The sequence below is a fragment of the Pseudomonas sp. Marseille-Q5115 genome, from assembly GCF_916618905.1.
In the GTDB taxonomy this organism is placed as follows: domain Bacteria; phylum Pseudomonadota; class Gammaproteobacteria; order Pseudomonadales; family Pseudomonadaceae; genus Aquipseudomonas; species Aquipseudomonas japonica_A.
In genome coordinates, this window is the sequence record NZ_CAKAKI010000001.1 from 2,168,885 (window position 1) to 2,189,503 (window position 20,619).

Genomic DNA, 20,619 nt, shown 5'->3' on the forward strand with positions numbered 1-20,619 from the left:
TGCCCAAACGTTTGGGTAGCGCCGCCCCGCCATTCATGCAATCTTTTGGTACATGATGCGCCATCGTGGCGCGGGCGTTGTGCAGGCATACCTATGAAAACACCCCCAGCCACGCTTCGCAGTATTGCCCAGCAGCTCAATATCCATGTATCGACGGTGTCGCGGGTACTGAACGGCACGCTGGACGGCGCCAGCCGAGCAGCGTCCAAGGAGACGATCGAACGTATACAGTCTCTGGCTGCAAGCTTGGACTATCGGCCCAATACCCATGCCCGAACTCTCAAAACGCGCCATAGCCGTGAAATCGGTGTGCTGGTGCCGCGACTGTCCGACATCGTGTTGGCCACGATCTATGAAGGGATCGATGAAGCAGCTACAGCGATGGGCTATACCTCATTTGTTGCCAACACCCTGGACCTGCCCGAACGCCAGCGTGAGCGGGCCGAGCGAGCGCTGGCGCGTAATGTAGCGGGCCTGATCATCAGCGATGTGCACACCACCCACGAGCCGGGCTTTCTGGAAGAACTGCAAGCCCGGCAGGTCCCCTTCGTACTGGTGAGCCGACGACGCGCGCCGTATTGCTCGATCACGTCCGATGACGAAATGGGCGGTCGGCTGGCGGCACAACACTTGTTTGCCCAGGGCCATACCCGGGTAGCGGTGATTGCCGGCGAACCCCATAGCAGCAATGCCCAGGAGAGAACCGCCAGCTTCGTTGGCTTTTACCAACAGCAAGGTATCCCCCTTGCGCCAGAACAGATCATCACTGGCCATTTCGATACGAAAACCGGCTTTGATATCGGGCAGCGCTTGCTCGCTCATCCCGAGCCGCCGACCGCTATCTTCGCCGTTAACGATTTCCTGGCAATCGGCCTGTTTGGTGCGTTGCGCAAGCGCGGCATGGTGGCTGGCCGGGACATAGCGGTAGTGGGGTATAACGACACCCCGCTGGCCGAGCACCTTGAGCTGACCAGTGTCAGCACCAGTATGCATGCGCAGGGCATGAAGGCCGTGGAAACCCTGCTCGCGCAATTGGCCGGGGAACCGACTGCGTCGCACCGCTTCCCGGCATTGCTCAAGGTGCGCTCGAGCAGCCTGTGCCTACCTTGAACCTGGCGCGAGCATGCGGTGATTCTCCCGCAATATGCCAGGCGAGCTCGGCAACCAGTGAAGCTGCCATCTCCGCTTGGCATCAGCCGCCTGTCTGCCAAGGCGTAGTCGCTCTGTGTCAGCTTTGACACACCACCCACGCCTGACTATACCCACCTCTTCTCTACAACATCGGCGCAAAGCCGGGGGTGGGTCATGGTACGGTCTAACCACGCAGGCGAGCCCCATGACCTACCCGCTCCCCGAGCCTTGGCCTGTGCCGCAGCGCTTGCCATGGGCAGCCTGGCCGCGCCGCCTTCCTTCGGCGCCTGCGGCAGCGCCGGCAGCACGATAATCAGCGGCGCCAGCACCGGCCCCTGCACGCTCGTCGCCGGCAGCACGCTGAGGATCACCACCACCGGTGAGCTCAGCAGCAGCGCCGCCCCGGCGATAACTGCGGACCATGTCAACGGCGCTCTGGACATCGTCAATGGCGGCAGGCTCTCGGGCACACCGGGTATTACGCTCACCAACAGCACTCTGGAAGGCGGCATCACCAACTTCTTCAACGCCAACCTGGCCGTGGCCGAGAGTAGCGGTACCGCGATAGTAATCAAGGACACCCGCTTGAGTAACGGCTTGGACAATCACGGCACCATCACGTCTGGAAGCGCCTCGGGCAGTGGCCTTGATATCCAAGACAGCATTGTTGGCTCGCTGCGCAACATCGGCAACATCAATGCCGCCGGCTATGGGCTGCGCTTGCGAGTCAGCACCATCAACGGCCGGTGGTCCAACAGCGGCGGCGTGAAAAGTGGTGGAACCGGCGTGGCAATGGACAGCAGCATTGTCCATGGGGAGGTGATCAACACCGGGGACCTCACGGCTGGTCAGCATGGCATGGCCCTGACCGGGTCGAGGGTGGACGGTGATGTGCGTGCCTGGGGCATCATCAGTAGCGGCGCGGACGCCCTGCGAGTGGTTGACAGCTATATCGGTCGGGACCTGATCACCCGAGGCACCCTTACCGCCGATGTTCATGGCGTGCGGCTCTCCGGAGGGCGGCTATCTGGGGACCTGGTGAACCAGGCCGTAATTACTGCAGCCAGTGGCATCACTCTCAGCAGCACCCTGACGCGAGGCAATGTGATCAACGAAGGCACTATCGCGGCGTCCAGCGAAGGGCTCGCCCTGTACACCGCTACGGTGAGGGGCACGCTGCAAAACACCGGTGATATTTCACTTGAAGGCGACGTGATGCAGAGCGACGGTGTTCCTCAGGCCGCGCTGGGTATTCACGCGGGTTCCGTCATCGAGGGCGTTTACAACAGCGGCAGCATCAGCAGCTCCGATCGCGTCGCGATACAGGTGGGCACGGCCACCATCACCCGCCGGGGCATCAAGAATTCCGGTGGCACCATCAGCGGGCGCACCGGGCTGGTTATCGACAACTCCAGCGTTAGCGGCGGATTTAGCAACACCGGAAGCATTTGGGGTGTGGGTGACCTCGGCCAAGCCAATGGCGTGCGCGTTCGCGACAGCCAGATCATAGGCAATTTCACCAATGCGGGCACCATCACTAGCGGCAACGGTTCTGCCATTCGCTTCGATAACAGCGCCATGGTTGGCACTATTACCAATAGCCACCAGCTCGTCGGCAGCCACGGCCTGCGTCTGCAAGGCACCCACGTAGACGGCAGCATCAACAACAGTGGCGAGATTCGCGCCAGCATCTTGGGCATCGCGCTGTCCGATAGCGATCTGAGCGGCGACCTGATCAACATGGGCACGGTTACCGGTAAAGACAGGGGCATACGCTTGAGCGACAGCACCATCCGGGGCACCCTTCGCAATGGCGGCACGGTCGCCGGGCAGCACGGCATCACCCTGCGCAATACCAGCATTACTGACGGCATCGACATAAGCGGCAGCGTACTGGCCGACGCAGTCAGCGGTTATGCGGTGCACATCGACAAAAATTCGAGCGTGCCGCAGCTGCGCATCAGCGGCGATGACACTGCGCGGTTCAGCGGCGCCGTGCGCACGGTGGCCACGCCCGTGCTCATCACCAGCGGGAGTACCTTCACGCTGCAGGACGGCAACCGCTTCCAAGTGCCGACCCTCGAGAACCGGGGCATCCTGGCCGTCGCCGCCGTAGGGCCGAACCTGGATGAGCCCACCCTGCCAACCCATGCAGCGGTGGCAACCATCAAGGGCAACTACCTGCAAACCAGCAGCGCGACCTTCAGCACCCAGGTGGTTGACGGCGCCCGCTATGGCCAGCTTGTGGTCAGCGGCACCGCGACCCTGCCGCATTTGGCCAAGTTATATGTGGACGTGGCCAACCCGGCGCAGCCATTGAGCGTCAACCGACTGAATAATGTGATTTCCGCCGGCGCCTTGGTATCGGACGGCACCTACACGGTCACCAGCAACTCCCAACTGTTCAACTTCAGCGGTGTGAAAGACGCCAATACAGTGGACCTCAAGCTCGCCGTCAAAAGCAGCACCGGGGCCAGCGACGCCTTGCGCAGCACGGGCGCCGGTAACAAGGCTTCGGGCGCCGCGCGGGTGCTGGATAGCCAATTCGCACAAGGGATCAGCAGCCCGCTCACTGACTACTTTCTAACTGCCACCTCGCAGGCCGAGGTGGCACGTGCGGTGTCTCAGAGCCTGCCGCTGACCAACGCCCTGCCGGCCAGCCAGTTCATGCTTGAGCAGATCACCGATACGTTGCGCGAGCGGATGAGCGAGGCGCCGCTGTCGGCGCCCGGTTTCGTTCAGCCGGCAAGCGGTGTCTGGATTAAGAGCTTCGGCGCGCGAATGGCGGATAACCAGGGCGGCGCCAGTAACGGCTTTGCAACCAACGTAGGCGGCACACTGTTTGGCGCCGAGGCGACCGTCTCCCGCACTACGCGTGTGGGCGTGGCCTTTGCCTATGGCGAGGGCCAGGCCAGCGATCCGGGCGCGGGCCGCAGCCGCAACAATCAGCTGGAGCTGTACCAGCTAACCGCCTACGGTAGCCATCTGCTCGACGAGATTACCGAACTCAGCGTGCACGCCGGCATGGGCCATAACCAGAGCGACGGCAGGCGAACGCTGACTTTTGGCGGTAGCAACAGCCAGGCCAGCACCACCGTCGACAGCCATTTCTTTACCGGCGGCGTGGCATTGTCGCGGCGCTGGGCGCTTAGCGAAGCCGCCACGCTCACCCCCTCGTTGAGCGCTGATTACACGCGGGTAAACGATGACGGCTATCGCGAACGAGGCGCTGCCGGTATCGCGCCGCTGCTGTTGGAGGTAAAAGCCCGCACCACCGACCAGCTGTTGCTGGGCTTTGACACCCGGCTTAGCCACAGCATTACGCCTGGCACGCAGATCAAGGGCACGCTGGGCGTGGCCTACGACGTCATAGACGAAGGCAACGTGGTCAACGCCGCCTTCGCCGGCGCACCCGGGCAAACCTTCCGCACCCCTGGTAGCGACTTCGGGCCGTGGGTGCTGCGCGGCGGCCTGGAATTCAGCTCGGTAGGCCCCTCCGGTATCAGCCTCTCGTTTGCCATGGACATGCAAACGCGCGCTGGCTATACCGAGCAGGTTGGCCAGGTGCGGTTGGCTGTGCCGTTTTAGCCACTGAACGCGTGCCCCCCTACTTCAACCGGGCATTCTCGGCGTGACGTTCAGCCTTCACGGTTTCAGGTGTGGTGCGGTTATCGATGGCTTGCTGCTTGGTCTGCTCGTCGCCGCCTACCACGTGGTCCACATCGTTCATCAGCGCTTCGAAGCCTTGCCGTGCGACTTCGGTCTTGTCGTTCTTCTTCGACTTGCCAATCTCGCTGCTGGCCATACCTGCGTTTTTGTGGAACTCGCTGTCCGTAGCGCCGGGCAGCAACGCAGTTACGGTCACGCCGGTGCCGCGAAGCTCCTGGCGCAGCGATTCGGCGAAGGAAAAACCAAAGGCCTTCGACGGTCCATACACGGTTTCATAAGGCGTTGGTTGCGTCGCAGAAATGGACGAAGTGATCAGAATACGGCCCGACTTGTTGGCCACCATGTGCATAGCTACCCGCTTGGCCATGTGTACGGTGCCAGTAATGTTGATGGCGATCAGCTTGAAATCATCTTCAAGGTCGTTATCAAGAAAGGCGCCGCCCTGGCCGATGCCGACATTCAACGCCGCAGCTTCCAGTGGCCGGTCGAGCGATACCACATGGTTCCACAGCCCTTCGACCCCTTCGTAGGTGGACGCATCCGCCTGGTATGGGTAGCACTGCGCACCCATCGTACGGAGTTCCTCGGCGGCTTTGGTCACTTTGTCGCTAGAACCGGAAATGACCAGGTCGAAGCCGTTCTGGGCGAACTGTTTGGCCAGCTCGAAGCCGATGCCAGAGGAACCTCCGGTAACCAAAGCCAAGGGGCGGTTGGATGTCATGCATTCTCTCCTCGATAGGTAAACATTGCCCTTGCCGCGCTGCGGTCGGGGCAAAGGCTCTATTTATCTGAAAGGCAGACCTGCAAATTGATCCATGAACTTGCCCTCGTCTTCAGCAACCCAGCGCCTGCGCGGCCTCGGTCAGCGAATCCACAACCACATCCCAGCCTTGCTCAGGGCCAAGGTCGGTAGTCTGCTGCGCGCCATGCTCGGTGGAGCGTCGCACGAAAACGGTTTTCATACCGAGGGCGCGGGCTGCCGCCAGGTCGCCGTTGTGCGCAGCGACCATCCCCGCCTGCCCGGGCGCCACACCTACCGCGTTCACTGACTTGAGGTAGGCCTGGGGTTGAGGCTTGTAGGTACCCGCAATTTCCGCACCTACAATCACATCCCAGGGCAAGCTTCCATACTTCGCAAGCCTGAGCATTCCGGCGATATGCCCATTGGAAAGCGCGCCAATGGCAAATCGGCGTTTGAGCCGGGTCAGCCCCTCCACAGCGTCCGGCCATGGATCGAGCTGTTCCCATGCCGTGTTCAGTTCGTCCAGCTCAGATCCACCGATAGCGCCAAAATCGGCGCCATGCCGTGCCAGCACCGTTTCGAGGCTCTCTCGATTAAGTACATCCAGCGTCACGAACGGCCGCTCACCGCAACGCACGCGTTGCATGGAAGGCTGATAGAGCGCGCGCCACTGATCGGCGAATTCCAGCGGATCGACCTTCAAACCGTGACGCCGCAGAAATGGATCGGCTGCTCGAGCAACCCCGCTTCGCCAGTCCACGACCGTGCCAAACACATCAAAGCCAAGGAAACGCACGTCTTCGAGTTTTGCCATCACCTGCTCCAGAGTGGGTTATTGCGGGCTGCGCGCGGGGTTATCCGCTTGAACGGAACGCCGCAGGCAGGGATCTGAATGTCTTCAGCGAAGCGCCATAGCCCTATGAGCGAAGCCATCGCACAGCCGATCCCGGGAGCAGCCGTATGTTCCACCTTATGTTCAGCGCCCCATGCCTGTATGTGATCCTGCGCTTCATTTCGCCCATGCCCTGGCCAGTACCAGCAAGGCTTGCCGCTGCACTGTTGCTGCTGCTCGCCTCCCAGTATCACCTGTACGCCAGGTTTTCGTCTGGCAGTGTGTTCTCGCCCGAATTCCCTCGGCCGGTAGTGATGTTCTTCAACTGGGCGTTTGGCGCCATTTTGCTGATCGCGGTGTTTCAGGTGCTGGTCGACGCCGGGACGTTGCTCACCATGCTGGTGCGCCGGCAATGGCTGACGATCCCTTCCACGCTGCGCTACGCCGTGGGTACGGCCGCACTGCTGCTCGCCGGGGTCGGCGTGCACCAGGCCGTGCGGGTGCCGCCCGTAAAGGATATCGAGGTAGCCATCAAGGACCTGCCCGCACAGTTTGATGGCTACAGGCTGCTGCAACTGACCGACATGCACATCAGCCGGCTGTTCGACGAGGCGTGGGCGCGTGCAGTGGTGGAGCGCTCGAACGCGGTGGGTGTAGACCTGATTGTGATTACGGGCGACCTGATCGACGGCCCGCTCGCGGCGCGCGTACGGGACGTGGAGCCGTTACGTGGCCTTCATGCGCCGGATGGGGTTTACGTGATACCCGGCAACCATGAGTACTTCTTCGATAACGAAGCGTGGATGCGGTACTTCGTCTCGCTAGGCATGAAACGCCTTGAAAACAGCCATGCGCTGATCGAGCGTGACGGCGCTCAGCTGGTATTGGCCGGCGTCACGGACCTCAGCGCACCGCGCGCCGGGCTACCTGGCCCGGACCTGCGCCAGGCACTGGCCGGAGCCCCTGGCGGTGCCCCGATCATCCTGCTCGACCATCAACCGCGCAACGCCCGCCTCGCCGCAAGCCAGGGCGTTGCACTGCAGCTGTCCGGCCATACCCATGGCGGCATGATCCGCCCACTGGACCGGATTATCGCCAATGCGAACGAAGGTTTCGTGTCCGGGTTTTATCAGGTAGCCGGCATGCAACTCTACGTCAATAACGGCACCGCTCTCTGGCCCGGCTTTGCCCTGCGCCTGGGCGTGCCTTCGGAGCTCACCCGCATCACGTTGCGGCGGGCAGCGGGCCCGACCTGAACATCACAGCTGTGCGGCGCGCCGAGAACTCATAGGCCCAACCCCGAACCTGGAGCGATATTCACCCGGGGCCAGGCCGGTGATTTTCCGGAAGGTTGCGCGGAATGCCGCTGAGTCCTGGTAGCCCACGCACCAGGCGATGTGATCGACCGTATCCTTGGTCAGCTCGAGCAATTGACGCGCCTTGCCTACGCGCAGGTGCTGACAATACTGCGTGGGGCTCAACCCGGTCGCGGCCCGGAAACGCCGCAGAAACGTACGGGGCTCGAGGCCCGCGCACTGCGCCATGTCATCCAGGGAAACCTGTACCGCCCCGCTACTTTGCAGCCAGTGCTGCACCTTTAGCACCGCTGCGTCACCGTGGGTGAACACCGGCGCAAAGTTGCTGCCGCATTGCTGCGAGCTGCCGCTGTGTTCGATGACCAGAAAGCGCGCGGTAGCAGCGGCAATACTGGGGCCCAGCAGGCGCTCGACCAGGCGCAAGCCCAGTTCGGACCAGGCCATCAAGCCAGCCGTGGTAATGACGTCGCCATCATCCACGATGGGTTTGTCCGCATCGACCCTTACCTTGGGATAGCGCTCGCTCAAAAGCCCTGCCTGGGTCCAATGGGTGGTGGCTGCCCTGCCGTCAAGCAAGCCGGTCTGGGCAAGTACGAACGCGCCAAGGCATACCGTGCCCACGGTGGCCCCAGCTGCATGTTGCGTCAGCACCCAGCACGACAACCCCTCCATCGCCTCGGTCCCGGGAAGCCCCATGAGCGAAGGCGGTATCAACACCGCTATAAGCGGCCCAGGTTTATCCGTAGCAAAGCTCTGAAATACGCAGTGAGGCTCGTCGCTGTGGTCTGCCCGCCAGTGGCTCACGCGCAGCCTGGGCAGGTGCGGCGCAGCCTGCTCATCCACCATACGGTTGGCCACTTCAAACAGGTCAGTCAGCCCGTGAATGGCGGCGCTTTGTGAACCGGGGTACATCAGCAGCCCGATGTCTGCGATAGCCCGTTCTACGCTCATTGTCAGTTTTCCCTCGTATTATGTCGCTGCGGCCAATCCCCAACGGCAGGGGAACCTTCAATACTGGTATCCCACACAGCACACTCTCTACAAGGAAACCGCCGTGCCCAAATCAGCACTTATCGTAGTTGATATTCAGAACGACTACTTCCCTGGCGGCAAATGGCCGTTGGTGGGCGTGGAGGCGGCGGCCGACAATGCCGCGAAAATCATCGAAGCCGCCCGCGCCGCCGGTGCTCCGGTGATCCACATTCGCCACGAATTCACCAGCGAAGCCGCACCCTTTTTCACGCCGAACTCCGAGGGCGCCAAGCTGCACCCCAAGGTGCTCAACCAGCCGCAGGAGCCTGTGGTGCTCAAGCATTTCGTTAACTCGTTCCGCGAAACCGAGCTTAAGCAGCTGCTTGATGAACTGGCCGTCGAGGCACTGGTGGTGGTCGGCGCAATGAGCCACATGTGCGTCGACGGGATCACCCGGGCTGCTGCGGATATGGGTTATGCCGTGACGGTGGTGCATGACGCCTGCGCCAGCCGCGACCTCGAATTCAACGGCACCACTGTCCCCGCTGCCCATGTGCATGCCGCGTTCATGGCGGCCCTGGGATTTGCCTATGCCACGGTGATTTCCACCGAAGAGTATCTAAGCAAGGCCTGAGGCAAGGCGCCGCTGCGTTGCTATGGTTAGGGAGCTGTCCCCGTAAGTCCCTTCCTAACCCTCTTCAAAAAGGCGTCATGATGAACATCGACTTGAGCGGAAAACGCGCACTGGTCACCGCGTCCACCGGCGGTATCGGCTATTCGATCGCCAAGGGCCTCGCGCAAGCGGGCGCTACTCTGGTGCTCAACGGCCGCGGTAATAAATCGGTCAGCGAGGCTGTTACGCGGTTACAGGCAGAGGTGCCTGGGGCCTCGGTCTCTGGCGTGGCCGCCGACCTGAGTAACGCGCAGGGCGCGGACGCGCTGGTCAGTGCTGCCGGCATGGTAGACGTGCTGGTCAACAACGCCGGTATCTATGGCATGCAGGATTTTTTCGAGACAGGCGACGATGTGTGGGACCAGTACTGGGCCACCAACGTGATGTCAGGCGTGCGCCTTAGCCGTGCCCTGCTCCCCGCGATGGTTGAAAAAGGCTGGGGCCGGGTGGTGTTCATCTCTTCGGAGTCAGGCCTCAATATCCCCGTGGACATGATCCACTACGGCCTCTCCAAAACGGCACAGCTTGCCCTGTCTCGTGGGCTGGCCAAGCGCGTGGCGGGCAGCGGCGTGACGGTCAACAGCGTATTGCCAGGGCCCACCCTGTCCGACGGCGTGGCCGGGATGCTGCAGGCCGAAGTGGAATGTACAGGCAAGCCGGTGGAAGAGGTAGCGGCTGATTTCGTCAAGGAACACCGCCCCACCTCGATCATTCAGCGCGTGGCGACCACTGAGGAGGTGGCCAACATGGTCGTATACGTGTGCTCGCCCCAAGCCAGCGCCACCACCGGCGCGGCCCTGCGGGTGGATGGCGGCGTGGTGGACGATATTGTCTGAAGCGGCTCGGGTGTAGCGTGCCACCGGGCTAGCGCCGAATGCGCGGACCGCACGATGACGGTTCTGCTCGCTCAGGCGATCAGCATTGGCCGGCAGATCGAGGGGTTTGGGCTGGCACCGGTGTAACCGTTAGCGAGTACCTTCGGCGCCGGCGCCTGGACAGGAGCATTACTTTTTTAGTCCGAGTGCTAACCGAAACAGAAATATTCCCAAGGTTTTCAGCCGCTTATCCTGATTGCAATTCCCGGCAGCCGTTTGATCCAGCGTGCCGGGCTGCTCGTTGCCATCAGGAGAAATTGCGTGAAATGCCTTGCCGCCCCCGCTCTGCTGTTATGTTCCGTCGCCACCGTGGCTGCCGCGCAAGATGCGGAAACCTATGATTACTCGCAGCACCTGGATATCGCCAAAGTGATCGATGTTCAAGCGATACCCGAAGTATGCGAGCTGGTGACGAACCACATGGTCTATGAAGACCATCAAGGCAAACGCCATGTGTTGGCCTATCAGGTGATGGGCAAAGGCTGCTACGAATAACCCGGCACCCCGCGCCCAGGCTCGGTTATGCTGCCGCGCTCAAGGTTTCAAGCATGGCCCTATGAATCTGCGACAACTCCTTTACTTCAAGACCATCGTTGAACGTAAGTCCATCGCTGCGGCGTCCGATGTGCTGCACATTGCCCAGCCGCCGTTGAGCCAGCACATCAAGGCGATGGAAGCCGAATACGGTGTGCGGCTGTTCGAGCGAAAAGGCCGCGGCCTGCAAGTCACTCAGGCAGGCCTGCATCTCTATGAGCGGGCGTGTGAGTTGCTTAGCCTCGCCGACGAAGTCGATGCGCAGATGCACGCGTGGGCCAGAGGGCTCAAGGGCAAGGTCAACATCGGCACGGTCACGGCCGGGGTTACGGTGCTGGCCAAGATCGTCAGCCAACTGAAGCGCCAGCTGCCCGATGTGGTGTTTGCCATTCACTCCGGTGAGCCTGACACACTCGAAAAGCTGATCGAAGAACGGCGCCTGGACTTCGCGGTGACGCAGTGGCCGGTTGGCAGCGCCGCGTTGGAATCGGAGCCCCTGCTGGAACTGCCGCTCGCAGGGCTCCATACCGGCTTCGCTCCCTCGGACCCACAGGCAGGCTTTTCTATCGAAGACCTGGCCAGCGCGCCACTCATCCTGCTGAAACGCAAACACGGCGGCGGCGTATACGAACGCATAAACCAAGCCTTTCTGGACCTCGGCCACCGCCCTACCATTGCTTTTGAATGTTCGGATACCTCGGCGGCGCTCGCCTTGGCCGCGACCGGCGCGGGCATCGCGCTGGTGCCTCAATGGAAACAGGAACAGGTACCGTCCGGGCTGAAGCGGTTCTGGGTGCAAGGCCTGAAAACCAAGGAACACCTGGTACTCACCTGGCTACACGGCCGTGAGCAGCTTCCGGCCGTGGAGATGGCGGTTCACGCCCTGAGGCACATTTCCCAGGCGCCTGCCTGAACAGTGCAACCGTTATTGATCAATGGCAGCACGCCCACGTGCTGTGATGGCGAGAACCCTGGGGTCATCCTCGACGGACACACTGGCTCCGTACATAAGATAATCACCCTGGATTACGGAGAGAACACCCCCTGAAAAGTAAAATGATGACGGTATCCCGCATCAAGGCGCCTTCATGGGCCACATTGATAGTCTCCGTATCAGAATCACTGAAGTCCTGTTCCAGTGAATTGTCCTGAGATGAGCCCCTACGTAGAGTAGCTTCCATGGACCGCTCTGCGGGCCTCATCTCAGGTACAGGGACAACCACCATGCAGCCCATTCACAAATACCTTGCCCCCGCATTGAGCTTCAACGGCGGCTACGTCGATACCGTCGGCTTCATCGCGCTGCAGGGCTTGTTCACCGCACACGTCACAGGGAACTTCGTGACCCTGGGTGTGAGTATTGTGCACGGCACGTCCGGAGCGGTCGGGAAGCTGTTGGCGTTGCCCGTGTTCATCGCCGTGGTCGGGCTTACCCACGTGGCTGCGCTGCAATTGCACAAACGAAACCTGGCCTCGCTGCACCTGTTGCTGGTCGCTCACGTTTTCCTGCTGGGGTTGTTCGCCGCGTTCGGAATCGCATTCGGGCCTTTCAGCAATGCGGACAGCACCCTCGCATTGGTAACCGGAATGACCGGCGTGGCAGCAATGGCGATACAGAACACGCTGTCTCGCCAGCACCTCAAAACGGCGCCGCCCACCACGCTGATGACCGGGAATGTCACCCAGGTTGCAATCGACGTATTTGCCCTGGCTGGGCTCAAGGATGAACAAGAGCGCCAGGCCATTCGCTCGCGCCTGAAATCCATAGGCGCGAACCTTCTGGGGTTTACCCTCGGCTGCATCAGCGCGGCACTCATGTACCTTGCGGTCGGGTTGTGGAGCCTGGTGCTGCCGGTTGCGGTGGCCGCATGGGCGAGTATTGCGGCCTATGGAGGTTCGAAGCCCGCGCTATAGCTTCATCTCAGGGCGTACCAGGATCGGCCAACGGCGCCGGTTGATCCACACGCTCGGCAAGGGCGTCGGCGAAATCGTCATCGAGCGCGTCGATATCGTCCTCGGCATCGTCAAGATCGTTGAGAGGAGACTCGTCTGCGAGCAGCGGCCAAGGATTGCCGGGCACGGGAAACACGCGCGAAGAAAGGATGGAATGTACCGTGTTCATGGTGGTGGCTCCGGATCGGGACATCTGTCTTGTATTAGTCCACGTTTTGAGCCGGGCGTTGCGTGCCTTCCTGAATGGACTGCCCTACGGCCGCCTCGAACACTCGATCAATCGCGCAAGCCACCTGCCTCGTGGCGTCTTCGATCTTTCCTTCGTTGCGACACAGCACCCAGCCATGGGCTGCGACCGCTTGCTCGAACGCCTCGGTAGCAGCGATATGCTCTTTGAGGTGATAAAGCATTGTGCTCCCCAGGCCGCGCGACCGGGCCGCTGCCCTCGCCCATGAAATTTCGGGGGCGGTCACAACGCCCACGTGCAGGTCTGGTACCTGCACGTCCCGCTCGAGGTTAAGCCTGAGAATTTCGGCAAAGGGCACCAGGCGGCGAAACGCCGCATCGGACGGGTACCAGCGGTCGATCAGGATAATAGTGCCCTGTGGCTGCCTGGGCAGCACGTGCCGGGAAATCCAGGCACGGCTATCGGCGAAGCGCTCGCAGACCTGCCACTCCAGGTCGCGAGCGGGATGCCTTGCGAGTTGGTTCACCAGGGCCATGGTCTCAGCGCGGCAGGGGTCGCTTTTGCGCTCGCATATCCGCACGACTTTCTTGCCTTGCCCCCTCAATGCCTGGGTTACCGCTTCAAGCAAGGTGGTCTTACCGGCGCCTTTGGGCCCATCCAGGGAAACAAACAGCGGGCGATTCATTCAACCTTTCCTCTGGACAGCAATGGACGGGCCTGACGCACGAAGTCCACGCCTCAGGCGACCGCTTCCCGGCTACTACTGGCCACGTTGGTATGGCGCAGGGTGGGCAGCAGGAACGCAATGGCCAGTACGCAGGCCGCTACCAGCATCACGAAACCGCCATCCCAGCCGAAGTGGTCCACGGTATACCCCATGGCGGCGCTCGCCGCTACCGAGCCACCCAGGTAGCCGAACAGCCCAGTGAACCCTGCAGCCGTACCGGCGGCTTTCTTGGGTGCCAGTTCCAGCGCCTGCAGCCCCACCAGCATCACCGGGCCATAGATCAGGAAACCGATGGAGAACAGCGCCGCCATATCCACGGCCGGGTTGCCTGGCGGGTTGAGCCAGTACACCAGGGTGGCGATGGTCACCAGCACCATGAACACCACACCGGTCAGCCCACGGTTGCCACGGAAGATCTTGTCACTCATCCAGCCACACAGGAGCGTGCCGGGAATCCCCGCCCATTCGTAGAAGAAGTATGCCCAGGAGGTGGTGTCGACCGTGAAGTGCTTGGCCTCCTTGAGGTAGGTGGGTGCCCAGTCCAGCACGCCGTAGCGCAGCAGGTACACGAAGACGTTGGCCAGCGCGATGTACCACAGCATCTTGTTGCGTAGCACGTACTTCACGAAGATCTCTTTGGCGCTGAATTCTTCCTCGTGGCTGGCATCGTAGCCTTCGGGGTAGTCGTTCTTGTACGCCTCGATGGGCGGCAAGCCCACTGACTGGGGCGTGTCGCGCATGGTTGCGAAGGCAAAGACCGCGACCAGTACTGCTACGGCGGCAGGCACGTAGAACGCCGCATGCCAGTCGTTGGTCCAGCCCAGGCCCAGCAGGAACAATGGCCCGATCAGGCCGCCGCCGACGTTGTGCGCCACGTTCCAGGTAGACACCACACCGCCGCGTTCTTTCTGCGACCACCAGTGCACCATGGTTCGGCCGCTGGGTGGCCAGCCCATGCCTTGGGCCCAGCCGTTGATGAAGAGCAGCACGAACATGATGGCCACGCTGGACGTAGCCCAGTGCGCGAACCCGAACAGGAACATCACCGCAGCCGACAGCAATAGCCCGAATGGCAGGAAATAGCGCGGGTTGGAGCGATCGGACACCAGCCCCATCAGGAACTTGGACAGACCATAGGCGATAGCGATGGCAGAGATGGCCAGCCCTAGCTGCCCCCGCGTGTAGCCCTGCTCCTCGATCAGATACGGCATGGCCAGCGAGAAGTTCTTGCGCAACAGGTAATACCCGGCATAGCCGAAGAAAATACCCGCGAAGATCTGCCAGCGAAGGCGGCGGTAGGTGCTGTCGACGCGGTCATCGGGTAACGGCGTGCGGTGCGCCGCGGGGCGGAAGAATGCAAACATCGGGTCTCTCCAGCTGTTTTTATTGTATGCGAAAGCGAATATTACATTTTCGTTACAGAAAACCCCACTGCTTTTTCTCTGCTCTGAGTGTTGGAAAGTGAACCCTTTCAAACCTCGAGAGTGCAGCGATCGCGTCGCTCCAGCCGCTCTTTCGACTGCACGATCACGTACCGGGGCTGTCACTTTCTGAACGGCTCATACCCTCTCAGGAGACCCTCCATGGCTGAACATCATGTTCTGATTGCTGGCGCCAGTGGCGTGATCGGAAGTGCCGTGCTCACGGCTTTTGAACAAGAAGGATGGCAGATCACTACCGTGGGGCGCGGCGAGGCGCCAGCGTCCCACACGCACATCAAGGCCGACCTTTTGGCCGACGGCCCGCTGGGCAACGCCGAGCCGCTTCTGAAAGGCGTTACCCATGTGTTCTACAGCGCACTGAAGCCCAACCCAGACCCAGGTGCGGAGGCCGACGAAAACGCGGCAATGTTCGAAAACCTCATCAACGGCGTGCTGGAGGCTGGCGCTGCATTGGAGAGAATCACATTCGTACAGGGCGGCAAGGTCTATGGCGCCCATCTGGGCGTGTATAAAACGCCGGCGCGGGAAGACGACAGCCGCCATTTCCCGCCCAACCTGTACTTCCGCCACGAAGACTTCGCCAGGTCGCTGGAAGCGAAAGGTATCAAGTGGACGGCCCTTCGCCCGGACATCGTGATAGGCCATTCGCAAGGTTCGGCCATGAACCTGGGGAACCTGATCGGCCTTTACGGGGCACTGTGTAAAAAAACCGGCACCGCCATGCAGTTCCCCGGCCCGGAGCGGGCCTACCGGCACGCCCTGGTGAACCTCACCGCTGCCGAGCTGATCGGCAACGCTGCGGTCTGGGTAGTCAAAAACAACGCAGACGGGGCTTTCAACATCACCAATGGCGACGTGATGCGCTGGAGCCATGTGTGGCCCAAGCTCGCGGCCTGGTTCGGGCTGGAGGTGGGCGAGCCTCAGCCGATTTCACTCGAGCAACGCCTGAAGGCACTGCAGCCCGTGTGGAAGCAGTTGGCTGAAGAAGAACGCCTGGCTCAGCCAGACGCCGACAAGATCGCCCTGGGCGCCTTTGGCGACTTTATTTTCCATGTGGAAACGGACGCTATCTTCGATGTCACCAAGGCCCGCCAGGCTGGCTTCACTGCGATGACGCTTCGCTCAGACGAAGTGCTGTTGCAGCATCTGGAAGGCATGCGGGAACGCAGGCTGATTCCCTGACAGCAGCGCTGCCGCTAACCCTTGTGAGCATCCCACTATGAAACACATCCACGCGGGCGTATTGAACGTAGCGTATCTGGAAACCGGCCCGGTGGAGGGGCCGGCGGTGGTGCTGCTGCACGGCTTTCCCTACGACGTGCATGCCTATGACGCGGTGGCAGCCACGCTGGCCGCAGCGGGGTGCCGGTGCATCGTGCCGTGGTTGCGGGGGTACGGCGGCACGCGCTTCATTTCCCCCGCCACCCCCCGCTCTGGCGAACAGGCGGCGCTGGGTGCAGACCTGGTCGCACTGCTCGACGCGCTCAGTGTCCGGCGGGCGGTGCTGGCGGGCTACGACTGGGGCGGCCGGGCCGGGTGCGTGGTAGCCGCGCTTTGGCCGGAGCGGGTGGCTGGCCTGGTGAGCTGTGAGCCTGGTTACAACCTCCAAAACATCGCTCAGGCGGGCAAGCCTTTGGCCCCAGAGGTGGAACAGCGATTGTGGTACCAGTATTACCTTCACGGCGACCGAGGTTATGCCGGGCTCCAAGCGAACCGAGATGCCTTTTGCCGGTTGTTGTGGCAGCTGTGGTCACCGAGCTGGCCCTTCACAGATGGGCAATTCGAAGCCACCGCGCAGGCTTTCCACAACCCGGACTTCGTCAAGGTGGTCACCCATTCTTACCGGCACCGCTTCGGCTTGGTGGAGGGCGACCCGCAGTACGCCCCTATCGAGCAACAACTGGCGCAGCAACCCGACATCGCCGTGCCTACCGTCATATTGGCAGGCACCCGTGACGGCGTGACTGCGCCCCAGGATGAACGTCAGGCCCTTAGCCGGTTCAACGGCCCGGTTCGCCGGCTGATGCTGGAGGGGGTGGGCCACAATGTGCCGCAGGAAGCCCCTGTTCAGTTCGCCCAGGCCGTGTTGAGCCTGATCCAGCCCTGAACTGACCTTATACCCGGATGCAATGCCTCGACGCTTATCCACGAGCGCCCTTAAAATTCTGCCTTTAACGTTTCAGCTTTTATGTAAGGATTCGGATGTCTGTTCTTGAAACCCCCTCCCTGCCGGCCTCCACGCGTACCGTCGCTCAAATGGAAGCGGCCATGGCCTTGGGCAGCTTTGCCATCGGCACCGGTGAATTCGCAATCATGGGGCTGATGCCCGACATCGCGGCCAACCTGCAGTTGAGCGAGCCCCAGGTGGGGCATGCCATCAGCGCGTATGCCTTGGGGGTAATGGTCGGTGCGCCGGCACTGGCTATTCTGGGTGCCAGGCTTTTGCGCAAGCACATGCTGCTGCTGTTGATGGCCCTGTATGCGCTTGGCAACCTGGCTACAGCGTTTGCCCCCTCCTTCGCTGGCCTGGTTGCCTTTCGGTTCATCAGCGGCTTGCCCCACGGGGCCTACTTCGGCATTGCCGCCGTAGTGGCTTCCAGCATGGTGTCGAGCAACCAGCGGGCCGGGGCCGTGGCTCGGGTGATGATGGGCCTTACGCTGGCCATGCTGCTGGGTAACCCAATCGCCACGGTGCTGGGGCAATTCTTCGGGTGGCGCGCCGCCTTTGTGCTGGTGGGGTTGATTGCACTAAGCACCATCGTGCTGGTGTGGCGTTTCGTGCCGCAGCGGGACGATGAACAGCGCAGCGACCCGCGCAAGGAGCTCCAGGCCTTCAAGCTGCCTCAGGTATGGATGGCATTGTCGATTGCCGCCATCGGCTTTGCTGGCATGTTCTGCGTGTTCAGCTACCTGGCGCCTACCATGCTTGAGGTCACCGGCGTGTCAGCCCAGTGGATTCCATTCGGGCTGGCAGCATTCGGGTTGGGCGGCATCATCGGCAACATTGCCGGGGGCAAGCTCTTTGATCGCATGCAATTGCGCGCGGTGGGCGTTGTGTTGGTGTGGTCGATTGCCGTGCTGCTGTTCTTCACCTTTGCCGCCCATGCGCTCTGGTCCGTGCTGCTGGGCATCGGCCTGGTGGGCACCATGATCGCCATGGCCGCGCCATTACAGATCCGCTTGATGGACATCGCTCACGAAGCACCGAGCCTCGCCGCTGCATCCAACCACGCGGCGTTCAACCTCGCCAATGCACTTGGGCCATGGCTGGGGGGCATGGCCATTACCGCTGGGATGGGTTGGACGAGTACGGGCTATATCGGCGCGGCCACGGCCCTGGCCGGCCTGGGCCTTTATTTCATCGCGCGACGGATGAAAGGCGGGCGTTGAAAGTTGGCCTCAGAGCCCGTCCGCAAATACCTTGAGACGTTCCAGATAGGCGTGGTTCGTCTCGGTACCATCCTGGCGAGCCTTGAATCGGGCCCAGACCTCGGGCTCGAACCGGCTTATGGACACAATATTCTTTTGCGATAGCAGGATGGTGAAGCCAATCTCCCTCCCACTCAGCTCCATGTCTTCAACCACGGCAGAGTAGTCGGTGGTATAGGTGACCTTGAGCGTGTCCTTGTCTCGGTATCCGCTCATCGTGGGCACTATCTCGAAATCCTCATCCATCAGTCCCGCTTCATGCAGGTCTCCCACCGACGACACGCGGCCAACGTAGACCTTTCTGTCTTCCATCGAAAACATGTACAGGCTGTCCTCGTCGCTGATGGAACCCAGCAAGTGCTTGGTGAGCGGAGGGAGCGGTACCAAAGAGTTGAGGACCAGCGCTTTGGCCTTCGCGGGCCCTATCCGGTACCTGACCATCAGCAGGAAGGGGAACACCCGGGGGAACAACCAGGCGAAAAAAAAGGACAGGACAGACGCTTGGCCAAAGAACACCCAGAGCGATGCGCCTGCCTCGTCGGCGATACCATAGCGCACCAGAAAAGCCCTGACGTACTTGGCATAGTCTGCATAGTCTGGTGTGACGTACTGAAAATAGCCATGCTTGCTGGCGTACAACAGCGCGAAGCTGACGATGGCAGCGATGGCAAACAGGAAAAGGCCGGTTTTGGCGATCAGCATGTAGAGCAGCTGGCCGTCGTAGCGGCTAAGAGTAGCCTGGTGGTAGATGCTACCGTGGCAGTAGATGTAACCGCTGACCAGGATCGGCAGGATAAGCAGCAGGCCCATCAGCCATTAGCCACTATCTTCTTGGCCTTTTTGCTGGCTGCGATGAAATGCTCGTTGCTGAGGATTTCTTTCGAGTCGATCGACATTCCCCCGCGAGGGCTGACCCGCAGGGTCTGCAGATCACGCAGCGCGTCGAGCAACTTTCTCTCTCGCTTACTGGGCTTCCAAAGCAGTCCAAGCATCTTTGTTCCTCACGGTAAGGGGCCATGGCGCTAAAAACCGAGCGGCGCCACGGCGGTCTGGTGCGGGGCACTATACCACATTGCCGTGCCCGCGAAATGTGCCCGACTGCTTCAGGCCACAGGCCGCTGCGGCAGGCTGGTGCCCGTCAGATTCAGGCCCGCCGCGGTCGCGGGCTTTTCATCACCACCCTTTCCGCTGGCAGCTTCCAGGGCGGCGAGCTGATCCGGGGACAGGCTCAGCGCCGTGGCGCCCAGGTTGTTCCGGCATTGCTCAAGGTTGCGTGGGCCTATCAAGGGGATAGTGCCGCGGGTCAACACCCAGGCAATCGCCACCTGATCAGGGGTGACGTGTAACTCGCTCGCGATGTCCAGCACCGCGTCAACGGTGGCGGTGCGCTTCTCGCTGTTTTCGGCCTGGAATACCTTGCCGCCCAATGCCTGGGCACGGCCCGTTTCGCCTTTGCGGTATTTGCCGGTCAGTACCCCGCCACCCAGGGGCGACCAAGTGACCGGCGCGATGTTCAGGGCCTGGCACGCTTCGAGCACATCGGCTTCCGGCTCACGGTGGACCAGGCTGTATTCGAATTGCGCCGCGGCGATGGGCAGCGCGCGGGTCAATTCGGCAAGGGTAGCCGCGCGTGCGAGCCGCCATGCGGAGAAATTGGAGAGGCCTGCGTAGATGATCTTGCCCGCTCGGCTCAAGTCATCCAGCCCTCGCACGATCTCTTCCGTCGGCGTAAGGCCGTCCGGGTTATGGACCCACAACAGATCGATACGCTCGGTGTTCATTCGCTTCAGGCTTGCCTCTACCGAAGCGATCATCGCGAGGCGGCTGTTACCGGTTGATAGCCGCCCCGGCGTTGGCTGCGCCCCATAGGTGTATTTGCTGGCCAACAGAAACCGGTCGCGACGGCCTTCCAGCGCCTTGCCCAGGTATTCCTCGAACTGGCCGAACTGATAGACATCGGCGGTATCGAGGAAGTTACCCCCGGCCTCTTCATAGGCCTCGAGGATCCGCAGGCTCTCCTCGAACGTTGCGCCATGGCCCCACTGCGTGCCGAAGTTGGCCGTGCCCAGCGCGAGCTCGGAAACCCGCACACCGGTATTGCCCAGTAACTTGTAGCGCATGACGTTCCCCTGCGAAG

At 61.6% G+C, this 20,619-nt stretch carries 20 protein-coding genes; 11 read left to right on the top strand and 9 right to left on the bottom strand.

Annotated elements, in window-relative coordinates:
• The first annotated feature begins 93 nt into the window (after nucleotides 1–93).
• Nucleotides 94–1,110 carry a LacI family DNA-binding transcriptional regulator gene (locus LG385_RS10075; protein WP_225774155.1) on the top strand — a complete coding sequence of 339 codons (1,017 nt, stop codon included), beginning with the start codon at nucleotides 94–96 and terminating at the stop codon, nucleotides 1,108–1,110.
• A 195-nt stretch (nucleotides 1,111–1,305) separates the two neighbouring features.
• The gene (locus LG385_RS10080; RefSeq protein ID WP_225774156.1) at nucleotides 1,306–4,719 is read left to right on the top strand and encodes an autotransporter outer membrane beta-barrel domain-containing protein; all 3,414 of its coding nucleotides are present in this window, start codon (nucleotides 1,306–1,308) and stop codon (nucleotides 4,717–4,719) included.
• Nucleotides 4,720–4,738: 19 nt separating this feature from the next.
• On the opposite strand, the gene LG385_RS10085 is transcribed toward LG385_RS10080, so the two are convergent.
• Together LG385_RS10085 and LG385_RS10090 are read right to left on the bottom strand one after the other, a co-directional pair.
• Nucleotides 4,739–5,521 carry an SDR family NAD(P)-dependent oxidoreductase gene (locus LG385_RS10085; RefSeq protein WP_225774157.1) on the bottom strand — a complete coding sequence of 261 codons (783 nt, stop codon included), beginning with the start codon at nucleotides 5,519–5,521 and terminating at the stop codon, nucleotides 4,739–4,741.
• Between the two features lie 112 nt (nucleotides 5,522–5,633).
• Nucleotides 5,634–6,356: a haloacid dehalogenase type II gene (locus LG385_RS10090; protein ID WP_225774158.1), complete on the bottom strand. Its 723-nt coding sequence runs from the start codon at nucleotides 6,354–6,356 to the stop codon at nucleotides 5,634–5,636.
• Nucleotides 6,357–6,502: 146 nt separating this feature from the next.
• On the opposite strand from LG385_RS10090, the gene LG385_RS10095 reads away from it, so the two are divergent.
• Nucleotides 6,503–7,630 (top strand): metallophosphoesterase, encoded by a 1,128-nt coding sequence (locus tag LG385_RS10095; protein WP_225774159.1) that lies wholly within the window; start codon nucleotides 6,503–6,505, stop codon nucleotides 7,628–7,630.
• A 3-nt stretch (nucleotides 7,631–7,633) separates the two neighbouring features.
• Here the strand turns inward: LG385_RS10095 and LG385_RS10100 are convergent, their stop codons facing one another.
• Complete coding sequence (locus tag LG385_RS10100) at nucleotides 7,634–8,641, bottom strand: GlxA family transcriptional regulator (protein WP_225774160.1); 1,008 nt, start codon at nucleotides 8,639–8,641, stop codon at nucleotides 7,634–7,636.
• Between the two features lie 103 nt (nucleotides 8,642–8,744).
• Between LG385_RS10100 and LG385_RS10105 the strand changes: the two genes are divergently transcribed.
• The 5 genes from LG385_RS10105 to LG385_RS10125 all read left to right on the top strand — a co-directional run bounded on the left by LG385_RS10105 (nucleotide 8,745) and on the right by LG385_RS10125 (nucleotide 12,658).
• The gene (locus tag LG385_RS10105; protein WP_225774161.1) at nucleotides 8,745–9,296 is read left to right on the top strand and encodes a cysteine hydrolase family protein; all 552 of its coding nucleotides are present in this window, start codon (nucleotides 8,745–8,747) and stop codon (nucleotides 9,294–9,296) included.
• 80 nt (nucleotides 9,297–9,376) lie between these two features.
• Nucleotides 9,377–10,171, top strand: a complete 795-nt coding sequence (locus tag LG385_RS10110; protein WP_225774162.1) for an SDR family NAD(P)-dependent oxidoreductase — start codon at nucleotides 9,377–9,379, stop codon at nucleotides 10,169–10,171.
• Between the two features lie 300 nt (nucleotides 10,172–10,471).
• Nucleotides 10,472–10,705 (top strand): DUF2790 domain-containing protein, encoded by a 234-nt coding sequence (locus LG385_RS10115; RefSeq protein WP_225774163.1) that lies wholly within the window; start codon nucleotides 10,472–10,474, stop codon nucleotides 10,703–10,705.
• Between the two features lie 61 nt (nucleotides 10,706–10,766).
• Nucleotides 10,767–11,657, top strand: a complete 891-nt coding sequence (locus LG385_RS10120) for a LysR family transcriptional regulator (RefSeq protein WP_225774164.1) — start codon at nucleotides 10,767–10,769, stop codon at nucleotides 11,655–11,657.
• A gap of 311 nt (nucleotides 11,658–11,968) precedes the next feature.
• Nucleotides 11,969–12,658 (top strand): YoaK family protein, encoded by a 690-nt coding sequence (locus LG385_RS10125; RefSeq protein WP_225774165.1) that lies wholly within the window; start codon nucleotides 11,969–11,971, stop codon nucleotides 12,656–12,658.
• A 7-nt stretch (nucleotides 12,659–12,665) separates the two neighbouring features.
• Here LG385_RS10125 and LG385_RS10130 read toward each other — a convergent pair whose 3' ends face one another.
• The 3 genes from LG385_RS10130 to glpT are packed head-to-tail and all read right to left on the bottom strand — an operon-like array spanning nucleotide 12,666 to nucleotide 14,975.
• The gene (locus tag LG385_RS10130; RefSeq protein WP_225774166.1) at nucleotides 12,666–12,866 is read right to left on the bottom strand and encodes a hypothetical protein; all 201 of its coding nucleotides are present in this window, start codon (nucleotides 12,864–12,866) and stop codon (nucleotides 12,666–12,668) included.
• A gap of 34 nt (nucleotides 12,867–12,900) precedes the next feature.
• Nucleotides 12,901–13,569 carry a dTMP kinase gene (locus LG385_RS10135; protein ID WP_225774167.1) on the bottom strand — a complete coding sequence of 223 codons (669 nt, stop codon included), beginning with the start codon at nucleotides 13,567–13,569 and terminating at the stop codon, nucleotides 12,901–12,903.
• A gap of 53 nt (nucleotides 13,570–13,622) precedes the next feature.
• Complete coding sequence (glpT, locus tag LG385_RS10140) at nucleotides 13,623–14,975, bottom strand: glycerol-3-phosphate transporter (RefSeq protein WP_225774168.1); 1,353 nt, start codon at nucleotides 14,973–14,975, stop codon at nucleotides 13,623–13,625.
• Nucleotides 14,976–15,194: 219 nt separating this feature from the next.
• Here glpT and LG385_RS10145 point away from each other — a divergent pair, with 219 nt between their 5' ends.
• The 3 genes from LG385_RS10145 (at nucleotide 15,195) to LG385_RS10155 (ending at nucleotide 18,443) form a co-directional block, all read left to right on the top strand.
• Nucleotides 15,195–16,235 carry an NAD-dependent epimerase/dehydratase family protein gene (locus LG385_RS10145; protein WP_225774169.1) on the top strand — a complete coding sequence of 347 codons (1,041 nt, stop codon included), beginning with the start codon at nucleotides 15,195–15,197 and terminating at the stop codon, nucleotides 16,233–16,235.
• Nucleotides 16,236–16,272: 37 nt separating this feature from the next.
• On the top strand, nucleotides 16,273–17,160 hold the full coding sequence (locus LG385_RS10150; RefSeq protein WP_225774170.1) for an alpha/beta fold hydrolase: 888 nt from the start codon (nucleotides 16,273–16,275) through the stop codon (nucleotides 17,158–17,160).
• A gap of 95 nt (nucleotides 17,161–17,255) precedes the next feature.
• Complete coding sequence (locus tag LG385_RS10155; protein ID WP_413247317.1) at nucleotides 17,256–18,443, top strand: MFS transporter; 1,188 nt, start codon at nucleotides 17,256–17,258, stop codon at nucleotides 18,441–18,443.
• Between the two features lie 9 nt (nucleotides 18,444–18,452).
• Here the strand turns inward: LG385_RS10155 and LG385_RS10160 are convergent, their stop codons facing one another.
• The 3 genes from LG385_RS10160 to LG385_RS10170 form a co-directional block, all read right to left on the bottom strand.
• Nucleotides 18,453–19,292, bottom strand: coding sequence for a hypothetical protein (locus LG385_RS10160; RefSeq protein WP_225774171.1), 840 nt, complete (start codon nucleotides 19,290–19,292; stop codon nucleotides 18,453–18,455).
• Nucleotides 19,292–19,474, bottom strand: a complete 183-nt coding sequence (locus LG385_RS10165) for a hypothetical protein (protein WP_181118254.1) — start codon at nucleotides 19,472–19,474, stop codon at nucleotides 19,292–19,294. Before LG385_RS10165 ends, LG385_RS10160 begins: the two co-directional genes overlap by 1 nt.
• 111 nt (nucleotides 19,475–19,585) lie before the next feature.
• A complete protein-coding gene (locus tag LG385_RS10170) occupies nucleotides 19,586–20,602 on the bottom strand; it encodes an aldo/keto reductase (protein WP_225774172.1) in 1,017 nt (338 codons plus the stop codon).
• Nucleotides 20,603–20,619 lie beyond the last annotated feature (17 nt).